The sequence below is a fragment of the Kitasatospora sp. NPDC018058 genome (genome assembly GCF_044327205.1).
Lineage (GTDB): Bacteria > Actinomycetota > Actinomycetes > Streptomycetales > Streptomycetaceae > Kitasatospora.
In genome coordinates this window covers 303,388-322,901 of sequence record NZ_JBIRFA010000003.1, presented here as the reverse complement: position 1 = coordinate 322,901, position 19,514 = coordinate 303,388, and the positions used below count along the sequence as shown (strand labels likewise).

Annotated in this window: 19 protein-coding genes; 13 read left to right on the top strand and 6 right to left on the bottom strand. The window is 73.5% G+C overall.

Translation table 11 applies throughout. From position 1 onward, the window contains the following. Positions 1–8: 8 nt before the first annotated feature. The 4 genes from hydA to ACH4E7_RS06335 all read left to right on the top strand — a co-directional run bounded on the left by hydA (position 9) and on the right by ACH4E7_RS06335 (position 4,631). Entirely contained in the window at positions 9–1,439 is a 1,431-nt protein-coding gene (gene hydA / locus ACH4E7_RS06350) for a dihydropyrimidinase (protein ID WP_396247827.1), read from the top strand. Positions 1,440–1,516: 77 nt separating this feature from the next. Further along, positions 1,517–2,530: a TIGR03842 family LLM class F420-dependent oxidoreductase gene (locus tag ACH4E7_RS06345; RefSeq protein WP_396247826.1), complete on the top strand. Its 1,014-nt coding sequence runs from the start codon at positions 1,517–1,519 to the stop codon at positions 2,528–2,530. Between the two features lie 27 nt (positions 2,531–2,557). Next, on the top strand, positions 2,558–4,126 hold the full coding sequence (locus tag ACH4E7_RS06340) for an NCS1 family nucleobase:cation symporter-1 (RefSeq protein ID WP_396247825.1): 1,569 nt from the start codon (positions 2,558–2,560) through the stop codon (positions 4,124–4,126). Positions 4,127–4,364: 238 nt separating this feature from the next. Continuing rightward, a complete protein-coding gene (locus ACH4E7_RS06335) occupies positions 4,365–4,631 on the top strand; it encodes a GlsB/YeaQ/YmgE family stress response membrane protein (protein ID WP_355670434.1) in 267 nt (88 codons plus the stop codon). Positions 4,632–4,714: 83 nt separating this feature from the next. On the opposite strand, the gene ACH4E7_RS06330 is transcribed toward ACH4E7_RS06335, so the two are convergent. From ACH4E7_RS06330 to ACH4E7_RS06315, 4 genes are all read right to left on the bottom strand, one after another. Continuing rightward, complete coding sequence (locus ACH4E7_RS06330; RefSeq protein WP_396247824.1) at positions 4,715–5,632, bottom strand: ADP-ribosylglycohydrolase family protein; 918 nt, start codon at positions 5,630–5,632, stop codon at positions 4,715–4,717. Between the two features lie 107 nt (positions 5,633–5,739). Further along, entirely contained in the window at positions 5,740–6,327 is a 588-nt protein-coding gene (locus ACH4E7_RS06325; protein ID WP_396247823.1) for a TetR family transcriptional regulator, read from the bottom strand. A gap of 55 nt (positions 6,328–6,382) precedes the next feature. Beyond that, on the bottom strand, positions 6,383–7,396 hold the full coding sequence (locus ACH4E7_RS06320; RefSeq protein ID WP_396247822.1) for an aldo/keto reductase: 1,014 nt from the start codon (positions 7,394–7,396) through the stop codon (positions 6,383–6,385). A 135-nt stretch (positions 7,397–7,531) separates the two neighbouring features. Then, a complete protein-coding gene (locus ACH4E7_RS06315) occupies positions 7,532–8,335 on the bottom strand; it encodes a class I SAM-dependent methyltransferase (RefSeq protein WP_396247821.1) in 804 nt (267 codons plus the stop codon). A 176-nt stretch (positions 8,336–8,511) separates the two neighbouring features. Here ACH4E7_RS06315 and ACH4E7_RS06310 point away from each other — a divergent pair, with 176 nt between their 5' ends. The 8 genes from ACH4E7_RS06310 to paaE all read left to right on the top strand — a co-directional run bounded on the left by ACH4E7_RS06310 (position 8,512) and on the right by paaE (position 16,675). Next, positions 8,512–9,810, top strand: a complete 1,299-nt coding sequence (locus tag ACH4E7_RS06310; RefSeq protein ID WP_396247820.1) for a sensor histidine kinase — start codon at positions 8,512–8,514, stop codon at positions 9,808–9,810. Continuing rightward, on the top strand, positions 9,807–10,466 hold the full coding sequence (locus ACH4E7_RS06305; protein ID WP_396247819.1) for a response regulator: 660 nt from the start codon (positions 9,807–9,809) through the stop codon (positions 10,464–10,466). The genes ACH4E7_RS06310 and ACH4E7_RS06305 overlap by 4 nt, the downstream gene beginning before the upstream one ends. Before the next feature lie 651 nt (positions 10,467–11,117). After that, a complete protein-coding gene (locus ACH4E7_RS06300) occupies positions 11,118–12,524 on the top strand; it encodes a M20 family metallopeptidase (RefSeq protein WP_396247818.1) in 1,407 nt (468 codons plus the stop codon). 240 nt (positions 12,525–12,764) lie between these two features. Further along, positions 12,765–13,751 carry a 1,2-phenylacetyl-CoA epoxidase subunit PaaA gene (gene paaA, locus ACH4E7_RS06295; RefSeq protein WP_396247817.1) on the top strand — a complete coding sequence of 329 codons (987 nt, stop codon included), beginning with the start codon at positions 12,765–12,767 and terminating at the stop codon, positions 13,749–13,751. Continuing rightward, positions 13,748–14,065 (top strand): 1,2-phenylacetyl-CoA epoxidase subunit PaaB, encoded by a 318-nt coding sequence (gene paaB, locus ACH4E7_RS06290; protein WP_355670425.1) that lies wholly within the window; start codon positions 13,748–13,750, stop codon positions 14,063–14,065. The genes paaA and paaB overlap by 4 nt, the downstream gene beginning before the upstream one ends. Beyond that, a complete protein-coding gene (gene paaC, locus ACH4E7_RS06285) occupies positions 14,049–14,984 on the top strand; it encodes a 1,2-phenylacetyl-CoA epoxidase subunit PaaC (RefSeq protein WP_396247816.1) in 936 nt (311 codons plus the stop codon). The genes paaB and paaC overlap by 17 nt, the downstream gene beginning before the upstream one ends. Then, positions 14,978–15,520 carry a 1,2-phenylacetyl-CoA epoxidase subunit PaaD gene (gene paaD / locus ACH4E7_RS06280; protein ID WP_396247815.1) on the top strand — a complete coding sequence of 181 codons (543 nt, stop codon included), beginning with the start codon at positions 14,978–14,980 and terminating at the stop codon, positions 15,518–15,520. Before paaC ends, paaD begins: the two co-directional genes overlap by 7 nt. Continuing rightward, on the top strand, positions 15,521–16,675 hold the full coding sequence (gene paaE, locus ACH4E7_RS06275; protein WP_396247814.1) for a 1,2-phenylacetyl-CoA epoxidase subunit PaaE: 1,155 nt from the start codon (positions 15,521–15,523) through the stop codon (positions 16,673–16,675). Positions 16,676–16,689: 14 nt separating this feature from the next. On the opposite strand, the gene ACH4E7_RS06270 is transcribed toward paaE, so the two are convergent. Continuing rightward, a complete protein-coding gene (locus ACH4E7_RS06270) occupies positions 16,690–17,829 on the bottom strand; it encodes an NAD(P)-binding domain-containing protein (protein WP_396247898.1) in 1,140 nt (379 codons plus the stop codon). A 259-nt stretch (positions 17,830–18,088) separates the two neighbouring features. Then, positions 18,089–18,460: a YbjQ family protein gene (locus tag ACH4E7_RS06265; RefSeq protein ID WP_355670421.1), complete on the bottom strand. Its 372-nt coding sequence runs from the start codon at positions 18,458–18,460 to the stop codon at positions 18,089–18,091. A 124-nt stretch (positions 18,461–18,584) separates the two neighbouring features. Between ACH4E7_RS06265 and ACH4E7_RS06260 the strand changes: the two genes are divergently transcribed. Further along, positions 18,585–19,514, top strand: a complete 930-nt coding sequence (locus tag ACH4E7_RS06260) for a hypothetical protein (protein WP_355670420.1) — start codon at positions 18,585–18,587, stop codon at positions 19,512–19,514.

Below are 19,514 nucleotides of genomic sequence, written 5' to 3'. Positions count from 1 at the left end.
GCACCGCGATGACCACCCGCGACCCGCACCAGCGCACCGTCGTCCGCGGCGGCCTCGTCATCACCGCCACCGACGAACTCCACGCCGACGTCCTCATCGAGGGCGAACACATCGCCGCGCTGGCCGCCACCGGCAGCGCCGCCGCCGAGGCCTGGACCGCCGAGACCGCCATCGACGCCACCGGCCACTACGTCATCCCGGGCGGCGTCGACGCCCACACCCACATGGAGCTGCCCTTCGGCGGCACCGCGGCCTCGGACACGTTCGAGACCGGCACCCGCGCCGCCGCCTGGGGCGGCACCACCACCATCGTCGACTTCGCCGTCCAGCCCGTCGGCGGCTCGCTGCGCGAGGGCCTGGACACCTGGCACGCCAAGGCCGAGGGCAACTGTGCCGTCGACTACGCCTTCCACACCATCGTCTCCGACGTCAACGACGCCGTCCTCAAGGAGATGGACGCCCTCGTCGACTCCGGCGAGTCCACCTCCTTCAAGCTGTTCATGGCCTACCCCGGTGTCTTCTACAGCGACGACGGCCGCATCCTGCGCGCCATGCAGCGCGGCGCCGCCAACGGCGGACTGATCATGATGCACGCCGAGAACGGCATCGCCATCGACGTCCTGGTCGAACAGGCCCTCGCCGCCGGTCACACCGCCCCGCGCCACCACGGCGAGGTCCGCCGCGAACTGCTGGAGGCCGAGGCCACCCACCGGGCCATCAAGCTCGCCCAGGTGGCCGGCAGCCCGCTCTACGTGGTGCACGTCTCCGCCGCCTCCGCCCTCGCCGAACTCGCCCAGGCCCGCGACGCCGGGCTCAACGTCTTCGGCGAGACCTGCCCGCAGTACCTCTTCCTCTCCACCGACAACCTCGCCGAGGAGGGCGCGGACGGCTTCGAGGGCGCCAAGTACGTGTGCAGCACGCCGCTTCGGCCCCGCGAGCACCAGGAGGCGCTCTGGCGGGGGCTGCGCACCAACGACCTCCAGGTGGTCTCCACCGACCACTGCCCGTTCTGCTACGTCGGGCAGAAGGAGCTCGGCCGCGGCGACTTCTCGAAGATCCCCAACGGCCTTCCGGGCGTGGAGAACCGGATGGACCTGCTCCACCAGGCCGTGGTGGACGGGCACATCAGCCGACGCCGCTGGGTCGAGATCGCCTGCACCACCCCGGCCCGGATGTTCGGGCTGCACCCGCGCAAGGGCACCATCGCGCCGGGTGCCGACGCCGACCTGGTCGTCTACGACCCCACCGCGGTGCAGACCGTCTCCGCCGCCACCCACCACATGAACGTGGACTACTCGGCCTACGAGGGCCGACGACTCACCGGCCGGGCGCGGACGGTGCTCTCACGCGGCACCGTCGTGCTGGACGACGGCAGCTGGCTCGGCCGGGCCGGTCACGGCGCCTTCCTGCGCCGCGACACCTGCCAGTACCTGACCTGAGCCCTCCCTTCTCCCGCCCGGGGTCGCGCGGCACACGCCGGCCCCGGGCCGCCCTCCCACCCCTCCCGGAGCCACCCATGGACATCGGCCTCGTCCTGCAGACCGACCCGCCCGCCCGCCTGCTCATCGACCGGATGATCCGCGCCGAACAGGCCGGCTTCAGCCACGGCTGGACCTTCGACTCCTGCGTGCTGTGGCAGGAGCCCTTCGTCATCTACAGCCGGATCCTCGCCGAGACCGAACGCCTGACGGTCGGCCCGATGGTCACCAACCCCTCCACCCGCACCTGGGAGGTCACCGCCTCCCTGTTCGCCACGCTCAACGACATGTACGGCAACCGCACCGTCTGCGGCATCGGCCGCGGCGACTCCGCCATGCGGGTCGCCGGACGCCGACCGGCCACCCTCGACCGGCTCTCCCAGGCTATGCACGCCATCAAGGAGTTGGCCGAGGGACGCACCATCGAGGTGGACGGCACCGAGATGCACCTGCCGTGGGTGGGCCCCGGCGCCGCGCTGCCGATCTGGATGGGCGCGTACGGCCCGAAGGCGCTCGCACTGACCGGCCGCCAGGCCGACGGCTTCATCCTGCAGTTGGCCGATCCCTACCTCACCGAGTACATGATCAAGGCGGTCCGATCTGCGGCCGTCGAGGCCGGCCGGGACCCGTCCTCGATCACCATCTGCGTGGCCGCTCCCGCGTACGTCACCGCCGACGACTCGCCCGCCGCGCTCGCCCACGCCCGGGAACAGTGCCGCTGGTTCGGCGGGATGGTCGGCAACCACGTCGCCGACCTGGTCAGCCACTACGGCGAGCACTCCGGCCTGGTGCCCGACGCGCTCACCGACTACATCAAGGGCCGCCAGGGCTACGACTACAGTCACCACGGCCGGGCCGGGAACCCCGACACGACGTTCGTCCCCGACGAGATCGTCGACCGCTTCTGCCTCATCGGGCCGGTGGAGGCCCAGCGCGCCCGACTGGCGGCGCTCCGCTCGCTCGGCGTCGACCAGTTCGCCGCCTACGCCATGCACGACGCCGTCGAGTCCACCATCGACGCCTACGGGACGGGCGTCATCCCCCACCTCTGATCCCCTTGCATCAGACGGGAGTTGCCCATGACCGACTCCGCGGCCGGCGGCAGGCAGCGGCAGTACCCCGACGGCCGGGTCGAACTCGACCCGGCCGACGCGGCGTTGCCTCCCAACGGCTTCACCAGTGACGACCTGCGGCCGGTCCCGGTGCGGCAGCGCACCTGGACCACGTACAACTTCCTGGCGCTCTGGGTCGGCATGGCCCACAACATCCCGTCCTGGACGCTGGCTTCGGGCCTGGTCGCGATCGGCATGGACTGGAAACAGGCGGTGCTGACCATCGCGCTCGCCAATCTGATCGTGCTCTTCCCGATGCTGCTCACCGGACACGCGGGTACCAAGTACGGCATCCCGTTCCCGGTGTTCGCCCGGGCCTCGTTCGGGCTGCGCGGGGCCAACCTGCCCGCACTGATGCGCGCGGCGGTGGCCTGCGCGTGGTTCGGCATCCAGACCTGGATCGGCGGTGAGGGCATCTTCCTGCTGGCGGGCAAGCTGTTCGGCGAATCCTGGCGCACGGCACCGGAGTTCGGTGGATACCCGTGGACGCAGTGGCTCTCGTTCCTGCTGTTCTGGCTGATCGAGATGGCCATCATCGCCCGCGGGATGGAGGCGCTGCGGCGCTTCGAGAACTGGGCGGCGCCGTTCGTCATCGTCGGCGCGCTCGCCATGCTGGTGTGGATGACCGTCAAGGCGGGCGGGTTGGGGCCGCTGCTCTCCCAGCCGTCCCAGCTGGGCTGGGGCAAGGGGTTCTGGAAGGTCTTCTTCCCGTCGCTGATGGGGATGATCGGCTTCTGGTCCACCCTGTCGCTCAACATCCCCGACTTCACCCGCTTCGGCGGCAGCCAGCGGGCCCAGATCCGCGGCCAGGCGCTCGGCCTGCCGACGACGATGACGCTCTTCGCGCTGCTGTCGGTGCTGGTCACCTCGGGCTCCGAGGCGGTCTACGGCGAACCGGTGTGGGATCCGATCAAGTTGGCCGCGAAGTTGGAGAACCCGGTCGCCATCCTGTTCGCGCTGCTGACCGTCCTGGTCGCGACGCTGTCGGTGAACATCGCGGCCAACGTCGTCTCCCCGGCCTACGACCTGACCAATCTGCTGCCCCGGTTCGTCAACTTCCGCACCGGGGCGCTGATCACCGGCGTGGTCGGGATCGTGATCTTCCCCTGGAAGCTGACCGCCGACCCGCACGTCTACATCTACGTGTGGCTGGGAGTGGTCGGCGGACTGCTCGGAACGGTGGCCGGGGTGCTGATCGCGGACTACTGGGTCGTGCGCCGCACCCGCCTCCAACTCGCCGACCTCTACCGTCCGTTCGGCGCATACTGGTACGCGGCCGGGTGGAACTGGCGGGCGGTGGTCGCGCTGCTGGTCGGCGGCCTGCTGGCGGTCGGGGGCTCGTACTCGCCCGTCGACGGGCACGGGGTGAAACAGGGACCGTTCCCGGTGGACGGGGTGATCCCCTTCCTCAAACCGCTCGCCGACTACGGCTGGGCGGTCGGCTTCGCGTCGGCGTCGGTGCTGTACCTGGGGCTCAGCGCGGTGTTCGGCGGGTGGCGGGGAGCGAGCGCGGGGCGGCACACGGCGGGCGGGTGATCGGTGGCCCGGGGGAGCGACCGACGGGGTTCAGCGAACGGATAGCGGCGAACGGATACCGGCGAACAGATGACAGCGAACGGCGTCGGAAGGGCGCCGCGCGCGGATCGGGCGGTTCCCGGTGGCCGGATCCCGCTCGCCCGCCCCGGACGGCGGAACCGGGCCTGCGGGCGGCGGCGTCCTTAGGGGCAGAGCGGGCGGGACGGGGCCGTCGCGCTGCGGACGGGAGGGATGACGGATGAGCATCGTCGCGTGGATCGTGCTGGGCCTGGTGGCCGGAGCCCTGGCCAAGCTGCTGCTGCCGGGGAGGGACCCGGGCGGCCTGATCGTGACGACCCTGATCGGTATCGCCGGCTCCTTCGTCGGCGGCTGGATCGCGTCCCACTTCCTGCACAGGTCGATCACGGCGCGCTTCTTCGACGGACCGACCTGGGTGTCGGCGATCGGTGGCGCGCTGGTGCTGCTGATCGCCTACCGACTGCTGTTCGGCAACTCTCGTCGCTGACCGTGGAGTTGTCGCGAATCTGACGGGCCGGCCCCCGGGAGAGGGGGTCGGCCCGTACGTTTCGCCGCGCGGCGCCGTTCGGCTCAGGACTCCGCCGACACCTCGGCGACCCAGCCCGGCAGCTCTTCACGGGCGGCGAGCCAGGCGGGCGGGACGTCCGCGAGCCCGGTGCGGGCGGCGACCACCCCGGCGGCGATGGCGCAGGTGGTGTCCATGTCGCCGCCGCCCTCCAGGGTGTGCCAGATCGCCTCGGGCAGTGAGTCCAGGTGTCCGGCGGCGGACCACAGGGCGAACGGGACGGTGTCCGGAGCGGAGATCATCAGCCCCGAACCGAGCACGGTGGCGGCGTGCCGGACGCTAGTGCTCCCGGGCATCCGGGCGGCGATCCGCAGTCCGGAGCGGACCTCGCCGTCCGGCAGCCGCCCGGCCACCTCGGTCAGCAGCTCGGCCCGCCCGGGCGGGGTTCGGCCCCGGCTGCGGACGGCGAGCGCCGTGGCGAGCGCGACCGCCACCGCGCCGGTGGCCGCCTCCGGGTGGAAGTGCGTGGTGAGCGCCTGGAGTTCGGCCTGCCGGGCCACCTCGTCGAGGTCGTCGGCGAACCAGGCGCCCAGCGGGGCGACCCGCATCGCGGCGCCGTTCCCGTACGAGCCCTGGCCCTCGAACTGGCCCGAGGTGATGGCGCGCCAGTCCCCGCCCGCGCCGATCCCGCGCAGCACCCGGTGCATCGACGGGCCGTACTTGCGCCCGTACTCGCGGGTGTACTCCGCCGCGAACTGCTCGGCCAGCGCGTCCTGGTGGACCTCGCCCCGGGTGGTCAGGTGGCGGACCAGGACCAGGGCCATCGCGGTGTCGTCGGTCCAGTGCCAGGGCGCCGGGCGGGCCAGGCGGCCCGCCTGGGCGGCGGGCGCCTCGTCGGCCGGGACGGAGAACCACCGGTCGCCGAAGGCGTCGCCGAGGGCGAGCCCCCGCAGGCTGTCCAGGACCGGACCGGCCGCACGCATGCCATCCTCCATGTGAGATCAACTGTGGGCGGCAGTCTGCCCGACGGCCGGGGCGCCGGCGACCGGATTTCGCTCCGGACGCCGGCGCCCCGACTGCCGACAGCACGCTACTTGGCCTTCAGGCCGCCGAGAACGAGCTTCCAGACCGCCTCGAAGCGCTCGTCCGCGGTCGGCTCGGACCAGGTGGGCGCGTAGGCCGGGTCGTGGAAGGGCGCGGTGGCGTCGAAGACGGCGCGGGCGGTGCTGAGGATGTGGGCGAGCTTGAACTCCTTGCGGTCGATGCCGTCGTGGACGATCTGCGCGATCTGCTTGACCAGGGTGTCGATGTGCGCCGCCACGATGCCGCTGTTCTCCCCGACCAGCACCATGTAGGTGGCGAACAGCTCCGGGTCGTCCAGTGCCTTCTTCCGCTTGGCCGCGAACAGGGTGGTCAGCCAGTGCTTGAGGCGCTCGGCGGCGCCGCCGGCGTCGATCGAGATGGTCTCCAGCTCGTGGTGCGCCTGGTCGAGCCAGCGCTGGGTGACCGCCTCGCGCAGGGCGGCCTTGCTGGGGAAGTGGCGGTAGACGCTGCTGTGGCTGACGCCGAGTTCGCGGGCGACGTCCACGACGGTGGCCTTGGCCGGGCCGAACCGCCGGAGGACTTCCTCCGCCGCGATCAGGATCTGCTCGGCGGTGAGTGCGGTGTCCGTGGTCACGGGGAGGGCCGTCCTTAGGGTCGTGCGGTCAGGTGGTGCGGAGGGTTTCCGCTGGTCAGCGCTCGCTGTCCAGGTTCGCCATCTGCGCGGCAGCGTACCGGTCGCCCGCGGCGGCGCCGGCGGGGACGGCCGCCTCGATCGCGGCGAGGTCGTCCGCGGTCAGCGCGACGTCCAGGGCTCCGAGGGCCTCGGTCAGGCGGTCCCGGCGGCGGGCGCCGACCAGCGGGACGACGTCCTCGCCGCGCGAGGCGACCCAGGCGATCGCCACCTGGGCGACGCTCGCGCCCTTGGCGACGGCGACCTGGCGCAGCGCCTCCACGAGCGTGAGGTTGTGGGTCAGGTTGTCGCCCTGGAAGCGCGGGCTTTGGCCGCGGAAGTCGGTGCCGGCCACCGAGCGGTCCCGGTTCCAGTGGCCGCTGAGCAGGCCGCGCGAGAGCACGCCGTACGCGGTGATGCCGATGCCGAGTTCACGGGCGGTGGGCAGCACGGCGGCCTCGATCGAGCGGGAGAGCAGTGAGTACTCGATCTGAAGGTCGCTGATCGGGTGGACGGCGGCGGCGCGGCGCAGGGTGTCGGCGCCGACCTCGGACAGGCCGATGTGGCGGACGTGGCCGGCCTTCACGAGGTCGGCGATGGCGCCGACGGTCTCCTCGATCGGGACCTTCGGGTCGAGGCGGGCCGGGCGGTAGATGTCGACGTGGTCGGTGCGCAGGCGGCGCAGGGTGTAGGCGAGCGCGGTCTTGGTGGCGGCCGGGCTCGCGTCGTATCCGAGCCACTGGCCGTTCGGGTCGCGCTGGGCGCCGAACTTCACGCTGATCTGCACGCTCTCGCGGTCACGGCCGCGCAGCGCCTCGTGGATCAGCAGCTCGTTGTGACCCATGCCGTAGAAGTCGCCCGTGTCGAGGAGGGTGATCCCGGCGTCCAGGGCGGCGTGGATGGTGGCGATGCTCTCGGCCTCGTCGGCCGGGCCGTACAGGTCGGACATGCCCATGCAGCCGAGGCCAAGGGCGGAGGTGACGGGCCCGGAGGTGCCGAGCTCGCGCTGTGCGGGGCGGGTGGTCGAGGCCATGAAGTACTCCAGGGGCGGGGGCGGCGCCGGGTGGCGCGGGCGGTGTGACCCGGGTCTCACTATGGCATGACAGCGAACAGATTTCAAAATCTGTTCGCTGTCGTCTGTTATCTGAAATTTGAAATCTGTCGATTGTCATCTGTTCGGAGCGGCGGGGGCCGGTGCCGGGGTCGGCGAACGCAGCAGGTAGGCCCGGGCGGGCGGCAGGTTGCGCCACACCGTGCGCTCGCCCAGTCCGTACGTCGCCTCGAAGCGCCGCAACAGCCGCACCACCGCCCGGTGTCGGGCACCCCGACGCGGGCCGGAGGTGAGCGTGCGCGCCGTCGTCGTGCCGAGGTAGCCGAAGTACGTCAGCTCGCCGTCGGGCGCCAGCAGTCGCAGGTAGAGGTCGAGGATGTCCCGGACTCGGGCCGGCCCGAAGTTGGTGAACGGCAGCCCGGACACGATCACGTCGTACCGTCTTTCGGGGCGCGGGGTGGCGCCCGGCCCCTCGGTGGTTGCCTCCTGGATGGGCGTTCCCTCGCCCGTCTTGGGTAGCTCCTCCACCCGGCAGACCGACAGTCGCAGTTCCACCCCCGGCCTGCGTGCCGCCAGCACCGGGTCCTCCCGCAGCCGCTCGGCGAAGCGCGGGTTCGCCTCGACCACGTGCAGCCGATCGCCCGGGCGCAGCACCTGGGCCAGCCGTCGGGTCACCACGCCCGTCCCGGCGCCGACCTCCAGCACCGAGATCGGCCGGTTCGGACGGCTGGTCGCGGGTACCACCAGCGCGTTCACCAGCTCCGTGCCGCTCGGTGCCAGCGCGCCGGTGTCGTGGAAGGTGCGCAGTGCCTCAGCGAGGAACAGCAGGTGGTCCCCGCCGGCAGGCGAACCGAGCGTGTCGCGCGAACCGGGCTGCGGGGCTGGGGAGTCGGGGCGGCGGTGGAGCTGTCCGTTCGTCATGCTGTCGACGCTAGAGAGCCCGCGGCGGCCCGGAATCGGCCGGTGCGCGGCGCCTACCCCCGACCAAAGTCGAGGGTACGGCCACCCGGGAGAAGGGGGCGTCGGGCCGCCGCCCGACCTAGCATCGAGCGGACGGACGGACGGACGGACAGACGGGGCGGGAGGGGAGGAGTCCGATGCGCGCAGGCCTGCTCGGCTGGTACGGCCCGGACCGCCGGCCCCGGACCGACACGCTGCTGCTGCTCGGCGTCCTCGCCCTCGCCGTCGAGGAGGGACTGGCCCAGTGGCTGAACACCGACGGCCCGCTGCGCCTGCCCCGGAGCGCCGTTGCCGCGCTCGCCGCGCTCTGCCTGCTGTTCGCCCGGCGCTACCCGGTGGCCTCGGCCGTTCTGCCGGTGCTCACCGGCGGCCTGTTCAACCGGGCCTTCCCCGCCCTGTTCAGCGTCTACTACCTCGCCTCCCTCGGCCGGACCGGACCCGCGGCGGCCGGTGGCGCGGTCGTCGCGCTGCTCAGCTCGACCCGGGCCGACTCGCTGGTCGGCTGGGCGGGCATCACCGGCTCCCAACTGCTCGTCCAGGCCGCCGTCCTGTCCGTCGGGCTGTGGCTGCACGGCCGCCGAGTGCTGATCCGCACCCTGCACGAGCAGGTCGAAACCCTGCGCCGCGAGCGCGAGTTGCGGGCCGGGCAGGTCCGCTCCGCCGAACGCGCCCGGATCGCCCGGGAGATGCACGACGTGCTGGCCCACCGGCTCAGCCTGCTGGTGCTGCACGCCGGGGTGCTGCGCGACCAGGCCCGGGCCGGGACGGTCGTCGCCGACCCGGACCGGCTCACCCACCGCCTCGAACTGCTGCGTACCGCCGCCGCCCGCTCGCTCGACGACCTGCGCGACGTCCTGGGTGCCCTGCGCGCCGACCTGCCGGAGCCGCCCGCCGTCGGGGAGGAGCAGCCCGCGCCGACCGGGACGCCCCGCGTGCCGGCTCCCGCCCTGCGCGACCTCGCCGAACTGGTCGGCGAGGCGACCCAGGCCGGTCAGCAGGTCGAACTCGCCCTCTCCGGCGACCCGGAGGCCGTACCGACCACCCACCGGCTGGCGGTGCACCGGCTCGTCCAGGAGGCGCTGACCAATGCCCGCAAGTACGCGCACGCCGCGCCCGTCACCGTCCGGGTCGGTTACGGCGCCCCGGCCACCACCGTCGAGGTCCGCAACGGTCCGGGCGAGGCGTCGCCGAACGGGCCGGGCAGCGGCGGCGGGTACGGCCTGGTGGGGCTCAGCGAACGGGTCGGCGCACTGGGCGGCCATCTCGACGCGGGCCCGGACGGCACCGGTGGCTTCCGGCTCTCCGCCCGACTGCCCGCGCCGGACCGCCCGCCGCAGCCGTTCCCCGCTCCCGAGGCCGGCCGGCCCCTGGAGCCACCCACTGCGCAGTCACCGACCCCGCAGTCTCCGCCCCCGCAGCCGAAGGACGCCGCATGATCCGCACGATGGTGGTCGACGACGATGCGCTGGTACGCCTCGGACTGGTCGACCTCCTCGCCCAGGACCCGGCCCTGACCGTGGTCGCCGAGGCCGTCGACGGGCTGCAGGCCGTCGAGCTGGCCCGCGGCCACCGGATCGACGTCGCGCTGATGGACATCCGGATGCCCCGGCTCGACGGCATCGCCGCCACCCGGCGGCTGCGCGAACTGCCGGACGGCCCGCGGGTCATCGCGCTCACCACCTTCGACCTGGACGAGTACGTGTACCAAGCGCTCGCCGCCGGGGCCGACGGCTTCCTGCTCAAGGACACCCCGCCCGCCGAGATCGCCCGGGCCGTCCACGTGGTCGCGGGCGGCCAGGGGATGCTGCACCCGGCGGCCGCGCGACGGCTGATCGACCGGTACCACCGGGTCGGCACGCCCCGGTCGGTCGCCGCCCGGAGCCGGGTCGCCGGGCTCACCCCGCGCGAGACCGACGTGCTGCGCGAACTCGCCGACGGGCTGTCCAACACCGAGATCGCGGGCGTGCTGGGGATGCGGGAGAGCACCGTCAAGGCGCACGTCAGTCGGATCCTGACCGCGCTCGGCGTCGGCAATCGGGTCCAGGCCGCGCTGCTCGCGCGGGATGCGGGGGTGGTCGGGGACGGTGCCTGACGGGCGGCGCTCGCGAGGGCGGGCCGGGGCGCAGCGTCGGACGGTGTTCACGCGAATGTTTCCCGGACGTCAGGCCGGGGGCCGCGATGGGCTTCCCTGAGCCGTCGCGTGCCCCCGGTTCGTATCGCCTGCTGAGCCGTTGTCACCCATCCGGCGTGGAATTGCCGTGCCTTGGCGCTTTGCGCTGCCGAACGCGGGCGGCGGGTCCATGGTGGAGATGGGCGCGATCCGGCGACCGCGCCCGCGCGCCGATCCGGGCCCGCGCGCCGAGCGCCCGCCGCCGTTGTCCGACGGGTGTCCCAGGCCGGGGCCGGTACCGGCACGCTGGGAGCAGGGCCACCTCGCAGGAAACCGAACGGTTCTTCTAGGCTCACATCTCGGCTTCCCTGCGGTGGTTCGGCCTCTGCGCCCACCCCCCAGGAAGCCGCCGTGCACGGGGCTCCGGGTGGACCGGGGCACCGGATCGAGCGAGGAGGACGCAATGCCAAGCACGCCGCCCAGCCGTTCCACCGTACTTGGGCCAGACGGGCCGTTCCGACAGGTCGTCCATCATCCCGGCCGACCGGTGCGGTCCGGGCGGGCCTGGTGTCCGGGCGGGAGCGGTCGGCCGGTACGGCCGCTGAATACCGGCGGCGGCCGCGGAGGCGAGCGTTGAGTCCCCAGATCGTCGGGTCGCAGGCCGCTCCGGGTGCCGCCGCCGAACCCGACCCCGTACCGGTGACCGTTCCGACCGCCGCCGACGGTGAAGCACTCGTCGCCGCTACCGCTACTGCCGCTACCGCCACTTCCGGTACATCTGCCGCATCCGCCACTTCCGGTACATCTGCCGCATCCGCCGCTTCCGCTACGTCTGCCGCGGCCAAGACCGCCGCCGGTGTCACTACGGCGCTGCCAGGCCTGCCGCAGGCGCTCAGTGCCCGCGCCCGTACCCTCGCCGGTGCCGTCCGACGGCGCTGCGCCGACCTGGCCCGGATCGAGTCACCGAGCGGGGACGCGCCCAGACTCGACGCGCTGGCCGAGGAGTTGGCGGCCGGCTTCCGCGCCACCGGGGCCACCGCCCGCCGCGAACCCGGGCCGGCCGGTGATCACCTCGTACTGGAGTGGGAGGGCAGGGACGAGACCCTGCCGCACCTGCTGATCGTCGGCCACCACGACACCGTCTGGCCGGTCGGCACCCTGGCTGACTGGCCGGTGGCCGAGCGGGACGGGCGGCTCACCGGGCCCGGTGTGGTCGACATGAAGGGCGGACTCGCCATCCTGGAGGGCTCGTTGGCGCTGCTCGCGGACCTGGGGGAGCGGCCGCACCGCGCCGTGCGGCTGGTCGTGGTCTCCGACGAGGAGGTCGGCAGCCCGGACGGTCGGCGCCTGGTCGAGCGCCAACTGCGAGGCGCGGCCGCGGTGCTGGGGCTGGAACCGCCGCACCCGGACGGGCGGCTGAAGACCGCGCGGCGCGGCAGCACCAGGGTCCGGCTCACCGTGACCGGGCGGGAGGCCCACGCGGGCAACGACGCCCACGACGGGGTGTCGGCGGTGGACGAGCTCGTCGACCAGCTGGTGGTCGTCCGCGGCCTCGCGGGCCAGCCCGGCACCGAGCTCAACGCCGGTCGGATCAGCGGGGGTTCGCGGGCCAACGTGGTGGCCGGCCGGGCCGAGGCGGAGCTCGGCCTGCGGTTCGCCACCGCCGAGGCGCAGCGCCGCACCCTGGACAACCTCGCCCGGCTCACCGCGCTGCGCCCGGGTGCCCGGGTGCGGACGGAGGTGCTGTCCAGCCGCCCGGCCTGGCCTGAGCGGACCGGCAACCCGCTGCTGCGGCACGTGCGTTCGTTGGCCGCGGTGCTCGGGCAGCAGCTGGACGGCGCCCCGGCGGGCGGGGCCGGGGACACCAACCTGCCGGGCTCGCGCGGGCTGCCGACGCTGGACGGCTTCGGCGCGGTGGGCGCCGGCGCCCACGCCAGGCACGAGCACATCCGGCTGGATCAGCTCGCTCCCCGGGTCGCCCTGCTGGCAGCGCTGCTCGCCGTCCCGCTGCCGCGGTTGCGGGACCGCGCGGAGGGGTAGCCGGGGCGGCTGACAGAGGGGCGCTGACAGCGGACAGCTGACAGCGAACGGATAACAGCTGACAGATTTCAGAATCTGTCATCTGTTATCCGTTTCCCGTGCCCCGTTCATCCCTTGCCATCCCTCCACCCCGCCGCGCAGAATGGTACCGACCGAACGGTCAGTCGGTTGGCCTAGGCGCCCGACGGGACACAGAGCGCAAGAGCGGGAACACGAGAGGGGACCGTGGTGACAGCAGAGGTGGCAGAGGCGGTCCCCGCGCAGACGCCGGAGGACCGCTTCGAGACGGTGATCGCCGCCGAGCAGCGGATCGAGCCCAGGGACTGGATGCCCGACGCCTACCGGGCCACCCTGATCCGCCAGATCGCCCAGCACGCCCATTCCGAGATCATCGGCATGCAGCCCGAGGGCAACTGGCTCACCCGGGCCCCCTCGCTGCGCCGCAAGGCCATCCTGCTCGCCAAGGCCCAGGACGAGGCCGGCCACGGCCTCTACCTCTACGCCGCCGCCGAGACCCTCGGCGTCGACCGCGCCGAGCTCACCGAGAAGCTGATCAGCGGCCGCCAGAAGTACTCCTCGATCTTCAACTACCCCACCCTCACCTTCGCCGACGTCGGTGTGATCGGCTGGCTGGTGGACGGCGCCGCGATCTGCAACCAGGTCCCGCTCTGCCGCTGCAGCTACGGACCGTACGCCCGTGCGATGGTGCGGATCTGCAAGGAGGAGTCCTTCCACCAGCGCCAGGGCTACGAGCTGCTGATGACCCTGATGCGCGGCACCGAGGCCCAGCGCCGGATGGTCCAGGACGCCGTCGACCGCTGGTGGTGGCCGTCGCTGATGATGTTCGGCCCCTCGGACGCCGACTCGCCGAACACCGCCCGCTCGATGGCCTGGCGGATCAAGCGCCACACCAACGACGAGCTGCGCCAGCGCTTCGTCGACATGACCGTCCCGCAGGCCGAGCACCTGGGCGTCACCCTCCCCGACCCCGAGCTGCGCTGGAACGAGGAGCGCGGCGGCTGGGACTTCGGCGAGCCGGACTGGTCCGAGCTGACCAGGGTCATCCACGGCCAGGGCCCCTGCAACGCCCAGCGGATCGACCGCCGGCGGGCCGCCCACGAGGACGGCGCCTGGGTGCGCGAGGCGGCCGTCGCCTACGCGGCCAAGCGCGCCGCCGAACAGACCGCCCCCGTCGAGCAGCACACCGAACAGGAGAACGGAAAGTGACCGAGCCCAAGGCCGAGTCCCCGGCCGAGTCCAAGGCCGGCTGGCCGCTGTACGAGGTGTTCGTGCGTCCCCGGCGCGGCCTGAACCACGTCCACGTCGGCTCGCTGCACGCGTCCGACGACCGGATGGCCCTGCTCGCCGCCCGCGACCTGTACACCCGCCGCAACGAGGGCGTCAGCCTCTGGGTGGTCCGCTCGGACGCGATCACCGCCTCCACCCCGGACGAGCGTGACCCGTTCTTCGAGCCCAGCGGCGACAAGGTCTACCGCCACCCGACCTTCTACGACATCCCCGAGGATGTCCCGCACATCTGACGGGGGAGCCACCGTGCACGACCACACCACGTCCACCACCGAGGACGACCACGTCTACCTCAGCCTCGCGGACGCCACGCCCGGCCCCGAGGGCGAGGGCCGCTGGGCGTACGGGACGGGCTTCGCCGACCCGCTGCTCGGCGTGGACACCGCCCTGCCCGCCGGTCTGGACGGCGCCGACCTGGCCGCCTACTACCAGATGCTCGGCGACGACGCCCTGTTCCTCGCCCAGCGGCTGATCGAGTGGTGTACCCGGGCGCCCGAGCTGGAGGAGGAGGTCGCGCTCGCCAACCTCGGCCTCGACCTGCTCGGCCAGGCGCGGCTGCTGCTCACCCGGGCCGGCCAGGCCGACGGCTCCGGCCGCACCGAGGACGACCTGGCGTACTGGCGGGAGGAGCACGAGTTCCGCAACGTCCGCCTGGTGGAGACCCCGAATGGCGACTTCGCGTACTCGGTCGCCCGGCTGCTGCTGTTCGCCACCGCCCGCGGCGCGCTGTACGAGGCGTTGAGCTCGCACCCCGACCCGGTGCTGGCCGCGGTCGCCGCCCGGGGCGTCAAGGAGCTGGCGTACCACCGCGAGTACGCCACCGCCTGGACCCTGCGGCTCGGCGACGGCACGCCGTACTCGGCGGAGCGGATGCAGGCCGGGCTGGACGCGGTCTGGCCGCTGCTGGAGGAACTGTTCACCGCGCACCCGGTGGAGCAGCGGGTGGGCGTCGACCCGGCGGAGCTGCGCGAGCCGGTGCTGCGCTCGCTCGGCGCCGTGATCGCCGAGGCCGGGCTGACCGTGCCGGACGTCCCGCCGCTGGCCACCGTGCTCGGTCGGGCCGGCCGGGACGGGGTGCACACCGAGGCGCTCGGCCCGCTGCTGGCCGAACTGCAGGTGGTGGCCCGTGCCCACCCGGGGGCGACGTGGTGACGGACACCGTGGGCACCACCCGCGACCTGGCCTGGTCGGTCGCCGCGGCCGTCCCGGACCCGGAGCTGCCCATGCTCACCCTGGCCGACCTGGGGGTGCTGGCCGAGGTCGAGGTGGACGGCGGCGGCACGGTGACCGCGTGGTTGACCCCGACCTACTCGGGCTGCCCGGCCGTCGCCGAGATGGCCGCCGACGTGGACCGCCGGCTGCGCGCGGCCGGGTACCCGGACGTCCGGGTGCGGCTGCGGCTCGACCCGCCGTGGTCCACCGACCTGATCACCGCGGAGGGCCGCCGCAAGCTCGCCGAGGCGGGCATCGCCCCGCCGCGGCCGACCTCGGCCGTCGGCGCCGTCGGGGCCGGCCCGGTCCCGCTCAGCCTCGGGCCCACCCGCACCGGAACCGTGGCCCCCGTGCACTGCCCGCTCTGCGGCGGCACCGACACGGAGGAGCTGTCCCGCTTCGGCTCCACCGCCTGCAAGGCGCTCTGGCGTTGCCGCGCCTGCCGTGAGCCCTTCGAACGCGTCAAGGAGATCTGAATGCCCGCCGCCTCTCCCGCCGGCACCTCCGCCACGTCCGGCACGCCCGCGACGGACGCCGTGCGTCCCGCCCGCCGCCCGACCTTCCACCGGCTGCGGATCGACCGGGTGGAGCGGCTCTGCGACGACGCCGTGGCGGTGACCTTCGAGGTGCCGGACGGCCTGGCGGCCGAGTACGCCTTCCGCCCCGGGCAGACGCTGACCCTGCGCAAGCTGGTGGACGGCGCCGACGAGCGCCGCTCGTACTCGATCTGCGCCCCCGTCGGAGGGCCGCTGCGGATCGCCGTCCGGGAGGTGCCCGGCGGGCTGTTCTCGCGCTGGCTGGTGCGCGAGGCCCGGCCCGGCGAGGAGGTGGAGGTGCTGACCCCGTCCGGGCTGTTCACCCCCGAACTCGGCGTCCCCGCCGACCACGTGCTGCTCGCGGCCGGCTCCGGCATCACCCCGATGCTGTCGATCGCCGCCTCCGTGCTGGCCGCGGACCGCCGCTCCACCGTCACCCTGCTCTACGGCAACCGGCGCAGCGACACCGTGATGTTCGCGGACGAGCTGGCCGACCTGAAGGACCGCTACCTCGGCCGCTTCCAGCTGGTCCACGTGCTGTCCCGGGAGACCCGGGACGCTGAACTGCTCAGCGGCCGACTGGACCCGGAGCGGGTCCGGGCGCTGCTCTCGGCCCTGGTGGACGTCGGCAGTATCGGGCACTGGTGGCTGTGCGGCCCGTTCGGCATGGTCACCGGGGCGAAGGAGCTGCTCGCCGATCTGGACGTGCCCGGTGAGCGGGTGCACCAGGAGCTGTTCCACGCCGAGGACGAGCCGCTCGCCGAACGCGACGAGGACTGGGACCGCGCGGACGGCGACGCCGAGGGCGCGCCCGGCGAACGCAGCGAGGTCACCGTCGTCCTCGACGGGCGCGGCAGCACCCTCACCCTCCCGCGGGACCGCTCGATCCTCGACGGCGCCCAGCGCTCCCGCCCCGACCTGCCCTTCGCCTGCAAGGGCGGGGTCTGCGGCACCTGCCGCGCCCTGGTCACCGAGGGCGAGGTGGAGATGCGGCGGAACTTCGCGCTGGAGGAGAAGGAGCTGGCGGCCGGTTACGTCCTCACCTGCCAGGCCCGTCCGGTCACCGACCGGGTGACGGTCGACTACGACCGCTGAGCCCGCGCTGCGCCTCAGACGGCGGCGGGGAGCTGCTCGGGAAGCTGCTCGGGCGCCTTCGCGGGGACTTGTTCGGGCGTCTGCTCGGGCACCTTCGCCGGCTCCCCGAGCAGGTTGACCAGGTCGTTGACGGCCGCCCGCCCGGCCCGGTTGGCACCGATGGTGCTGGCGGACGGGCCGTAGCCGACCAGGTGGACGCGCGGGTCGGCGGTGGCGCGGGTGCCGGTCAGCGCGATGCCGCCGCCGGGGGAGCGCAGGCCGAGCGGTGCGAGGTGGCCGACCTCGGGGCGGAAGCCGGTCGCCCAGACGATCGCGTCCACCGCCAACTCCTGGTCGTCCCAGGCGACCCCGTGCTCGGTGAGCCGGTCGAACATCGGCCGTCGGTGCAGCGCGCCCAGCTCCTCGGCGCGCCGGTAGGCGACCGAGGGGCCGAGGCCGGTCACGCTCACCACACTGCGCACCGGCAGCCCCTGGCGGACCCGCTCCTCGACCTTGGCGACCACCGCGCGCCCGTACTCGGGGGTGAACGGGCCCTCGTGGTAGACGGGTTCGGAGCGGGTGACCCAGACCGTCTCGCCGACCGCGGCCACCTCCGAGAGCACCTGGATCGCCGAGGCGCCGCCGCCCACCACCAGGACGCGCTTGCCCGCGAACTCCTCGGGGCCGCCGTAGTCGGCGTAGTGCAGCTGACGGCCCGCGAAGTGCCCCGGGTAGTGGGGGAGGAAGGGGCGGGTCCAGGTGCCGGTGGCGTTGATCAGCGCGCGGGTGGACCAGGTGCCCCGGTCGGTCTCGGCCAGCAGCCGGGCGTCGGGGCGGTCGGACTCGGCGCGCACCGCGCGAACCGCGACTGGGCGCACGACCGGGAGCGCGTGCCGGGCCTCGTACGCGCTGAAGTACCCCGGCACCACCTCACGGGCGGGGGCCTCGGGGTCGGTCGGCGGGAGTTCGGCGTCCGGGAGGTCGTGGAAGCCGTGCACGGTGGCCATCCGCAGGGACGGCGAGCGGTGCGCCCAGGCGCCGCCGGGCGCCGCGTTCGCGTCGAGCACGACGAAGCCGCCGTCGGCTCCCTCCCGGTAGGGGGCGAAGCCGCGGCGGCGCAGGTGGTAGGCGGCGGACAGGCCCGCCTGCCCGGCGCCCACCACCAGGACGTCCACACGGCGCTGCGGCCCGCAGGGCCGTTGGCCGTCGAGTCGCCGGGCGTCGAGCGGCCGTCCGCCGAGTCGCCGTCCGCCGGGCCGTTGGCCGTCGGGAAGCTGCGGTGCGCTGTTGGTTGCACCGTAAACAGTCACGACGGTGAAACATCTGGGCGGCGGTGGCTGTTCCCGCGACCGGTTCCGGTGCCCGCGTCCGTAGCCGCGGTCGCGTCGAATCGCATCATCGGCGCCGTGTTCCCGCGACGCGTGCGGGGAGGCCTCAGGCGATCCGGGAGATCACCGCGGCGGTGCCGTAGGCGCAGACCTCGGTGCCCACGTCCGCCGCCCCGGTCACGTCGAAGCGCATCATCAGCACCGCGTTGCCGCCGCGCGCCTTGGTCTGCTCGATCAGCCGCTGCATCGCCTCGTTGCGGCTGTCGACCAGGGTCTTCGTCAGGCCCCGCAGCTCACCGCCGATCAGCGACTTCAGCCCGGCGCCGATCTGGCTGCCGACGTGGCGGCTGCGCACGGTCAGCCCGAAGACCTCGCCGATCACGTGGTCGACCCGGAAGCCGGGGATGTCGTTGGTGGTCACGACCAGGACGTCGGCGTTCGGGCCCTGCCCGCCGCCGTACTCGTTGATGTCAGCCATGGAGCCCATCCTGCCGGGGGCGTGCGTCCGAGTGACAGAGGCGCGGCCCGGCGGTGGCCGAGAAGGCTTCGCGAAGCTGGTTCAGACCGGTGATCGGGCGGCCGAAAAGCCGTACCGTAGCCCCATGGGCGAGCGAAGCGATCATCCGCAGGGGCCGGGCGCGGCGGAGTACTCCGGCGCGCCGGAGATCGAGGCGACGGTGGTGCTGGGCCTGCGGATCACCGACTGGCCGGCGCTGCGCGCGGCCGCGATCAGGGCCGTCGAGGAGCTGGACTTCGAGGGCATCGACCCGGCCGGCCAGCGCCGTGAACTGCTGCGCGAGGTGGCCGAGGACGCCAACGCGGCGCTCGGCGCGCTGCTGCACCCGGACCGGCTGGTGGCCGCCATCCCGGGTGTGGAGGCGATCGGCGGGACGCTGGAGATCAGCGTGACCGAGGACTTCACACCGGACTTCGCCGAACTGTTCCCGCTGGACGGCGAGGACGAGGACGGCGGCGCGGGCGCCGACTGGACCCTCACCCCGCGCACCGCCTGCCTGCTGCACGCCCAGTTGATCGGCCTGGGTGACGCCGCCTACGACGACCTCGACGAGCACGGCGACGACCCGGTGATCGAGAGCGAGGACACCGACTGGACGGTCTTCGCCCGGCTGCCCCAGCGCACCTGGCGGCTGCACCGGGGCTGGCGCCGCGCGATGGCCCGGGCCTTCGACGACCTGGCCGACGACCTCGCGCTCGGCGAGTGGCCGCTGCCGCGCTGCCTGGCCGAGGAGATCGCGCTGCGGATGGCGCTGGTGGACGCCCGGGCGCTGCTGGGCTCCCAGCCCGAGTCGGTGGCCGACATGATGGGCGATCTACCGGCCGACCTGTACGACTACGACTGGGACGGCTGCCACGATGAGCTGTTCGGCGTCTACGGGCCGGACGACGGGGACCCGGAGCTGGGCGCCGAGCAGCGCACCGAACTGCTGCTGGCGGCGACGCACCCGGAGGGGTGGTTCCTGATGTACGAGGACGCGGAGGAGCGGGACCCGCAGCGCGGGTACCGGCGCTGA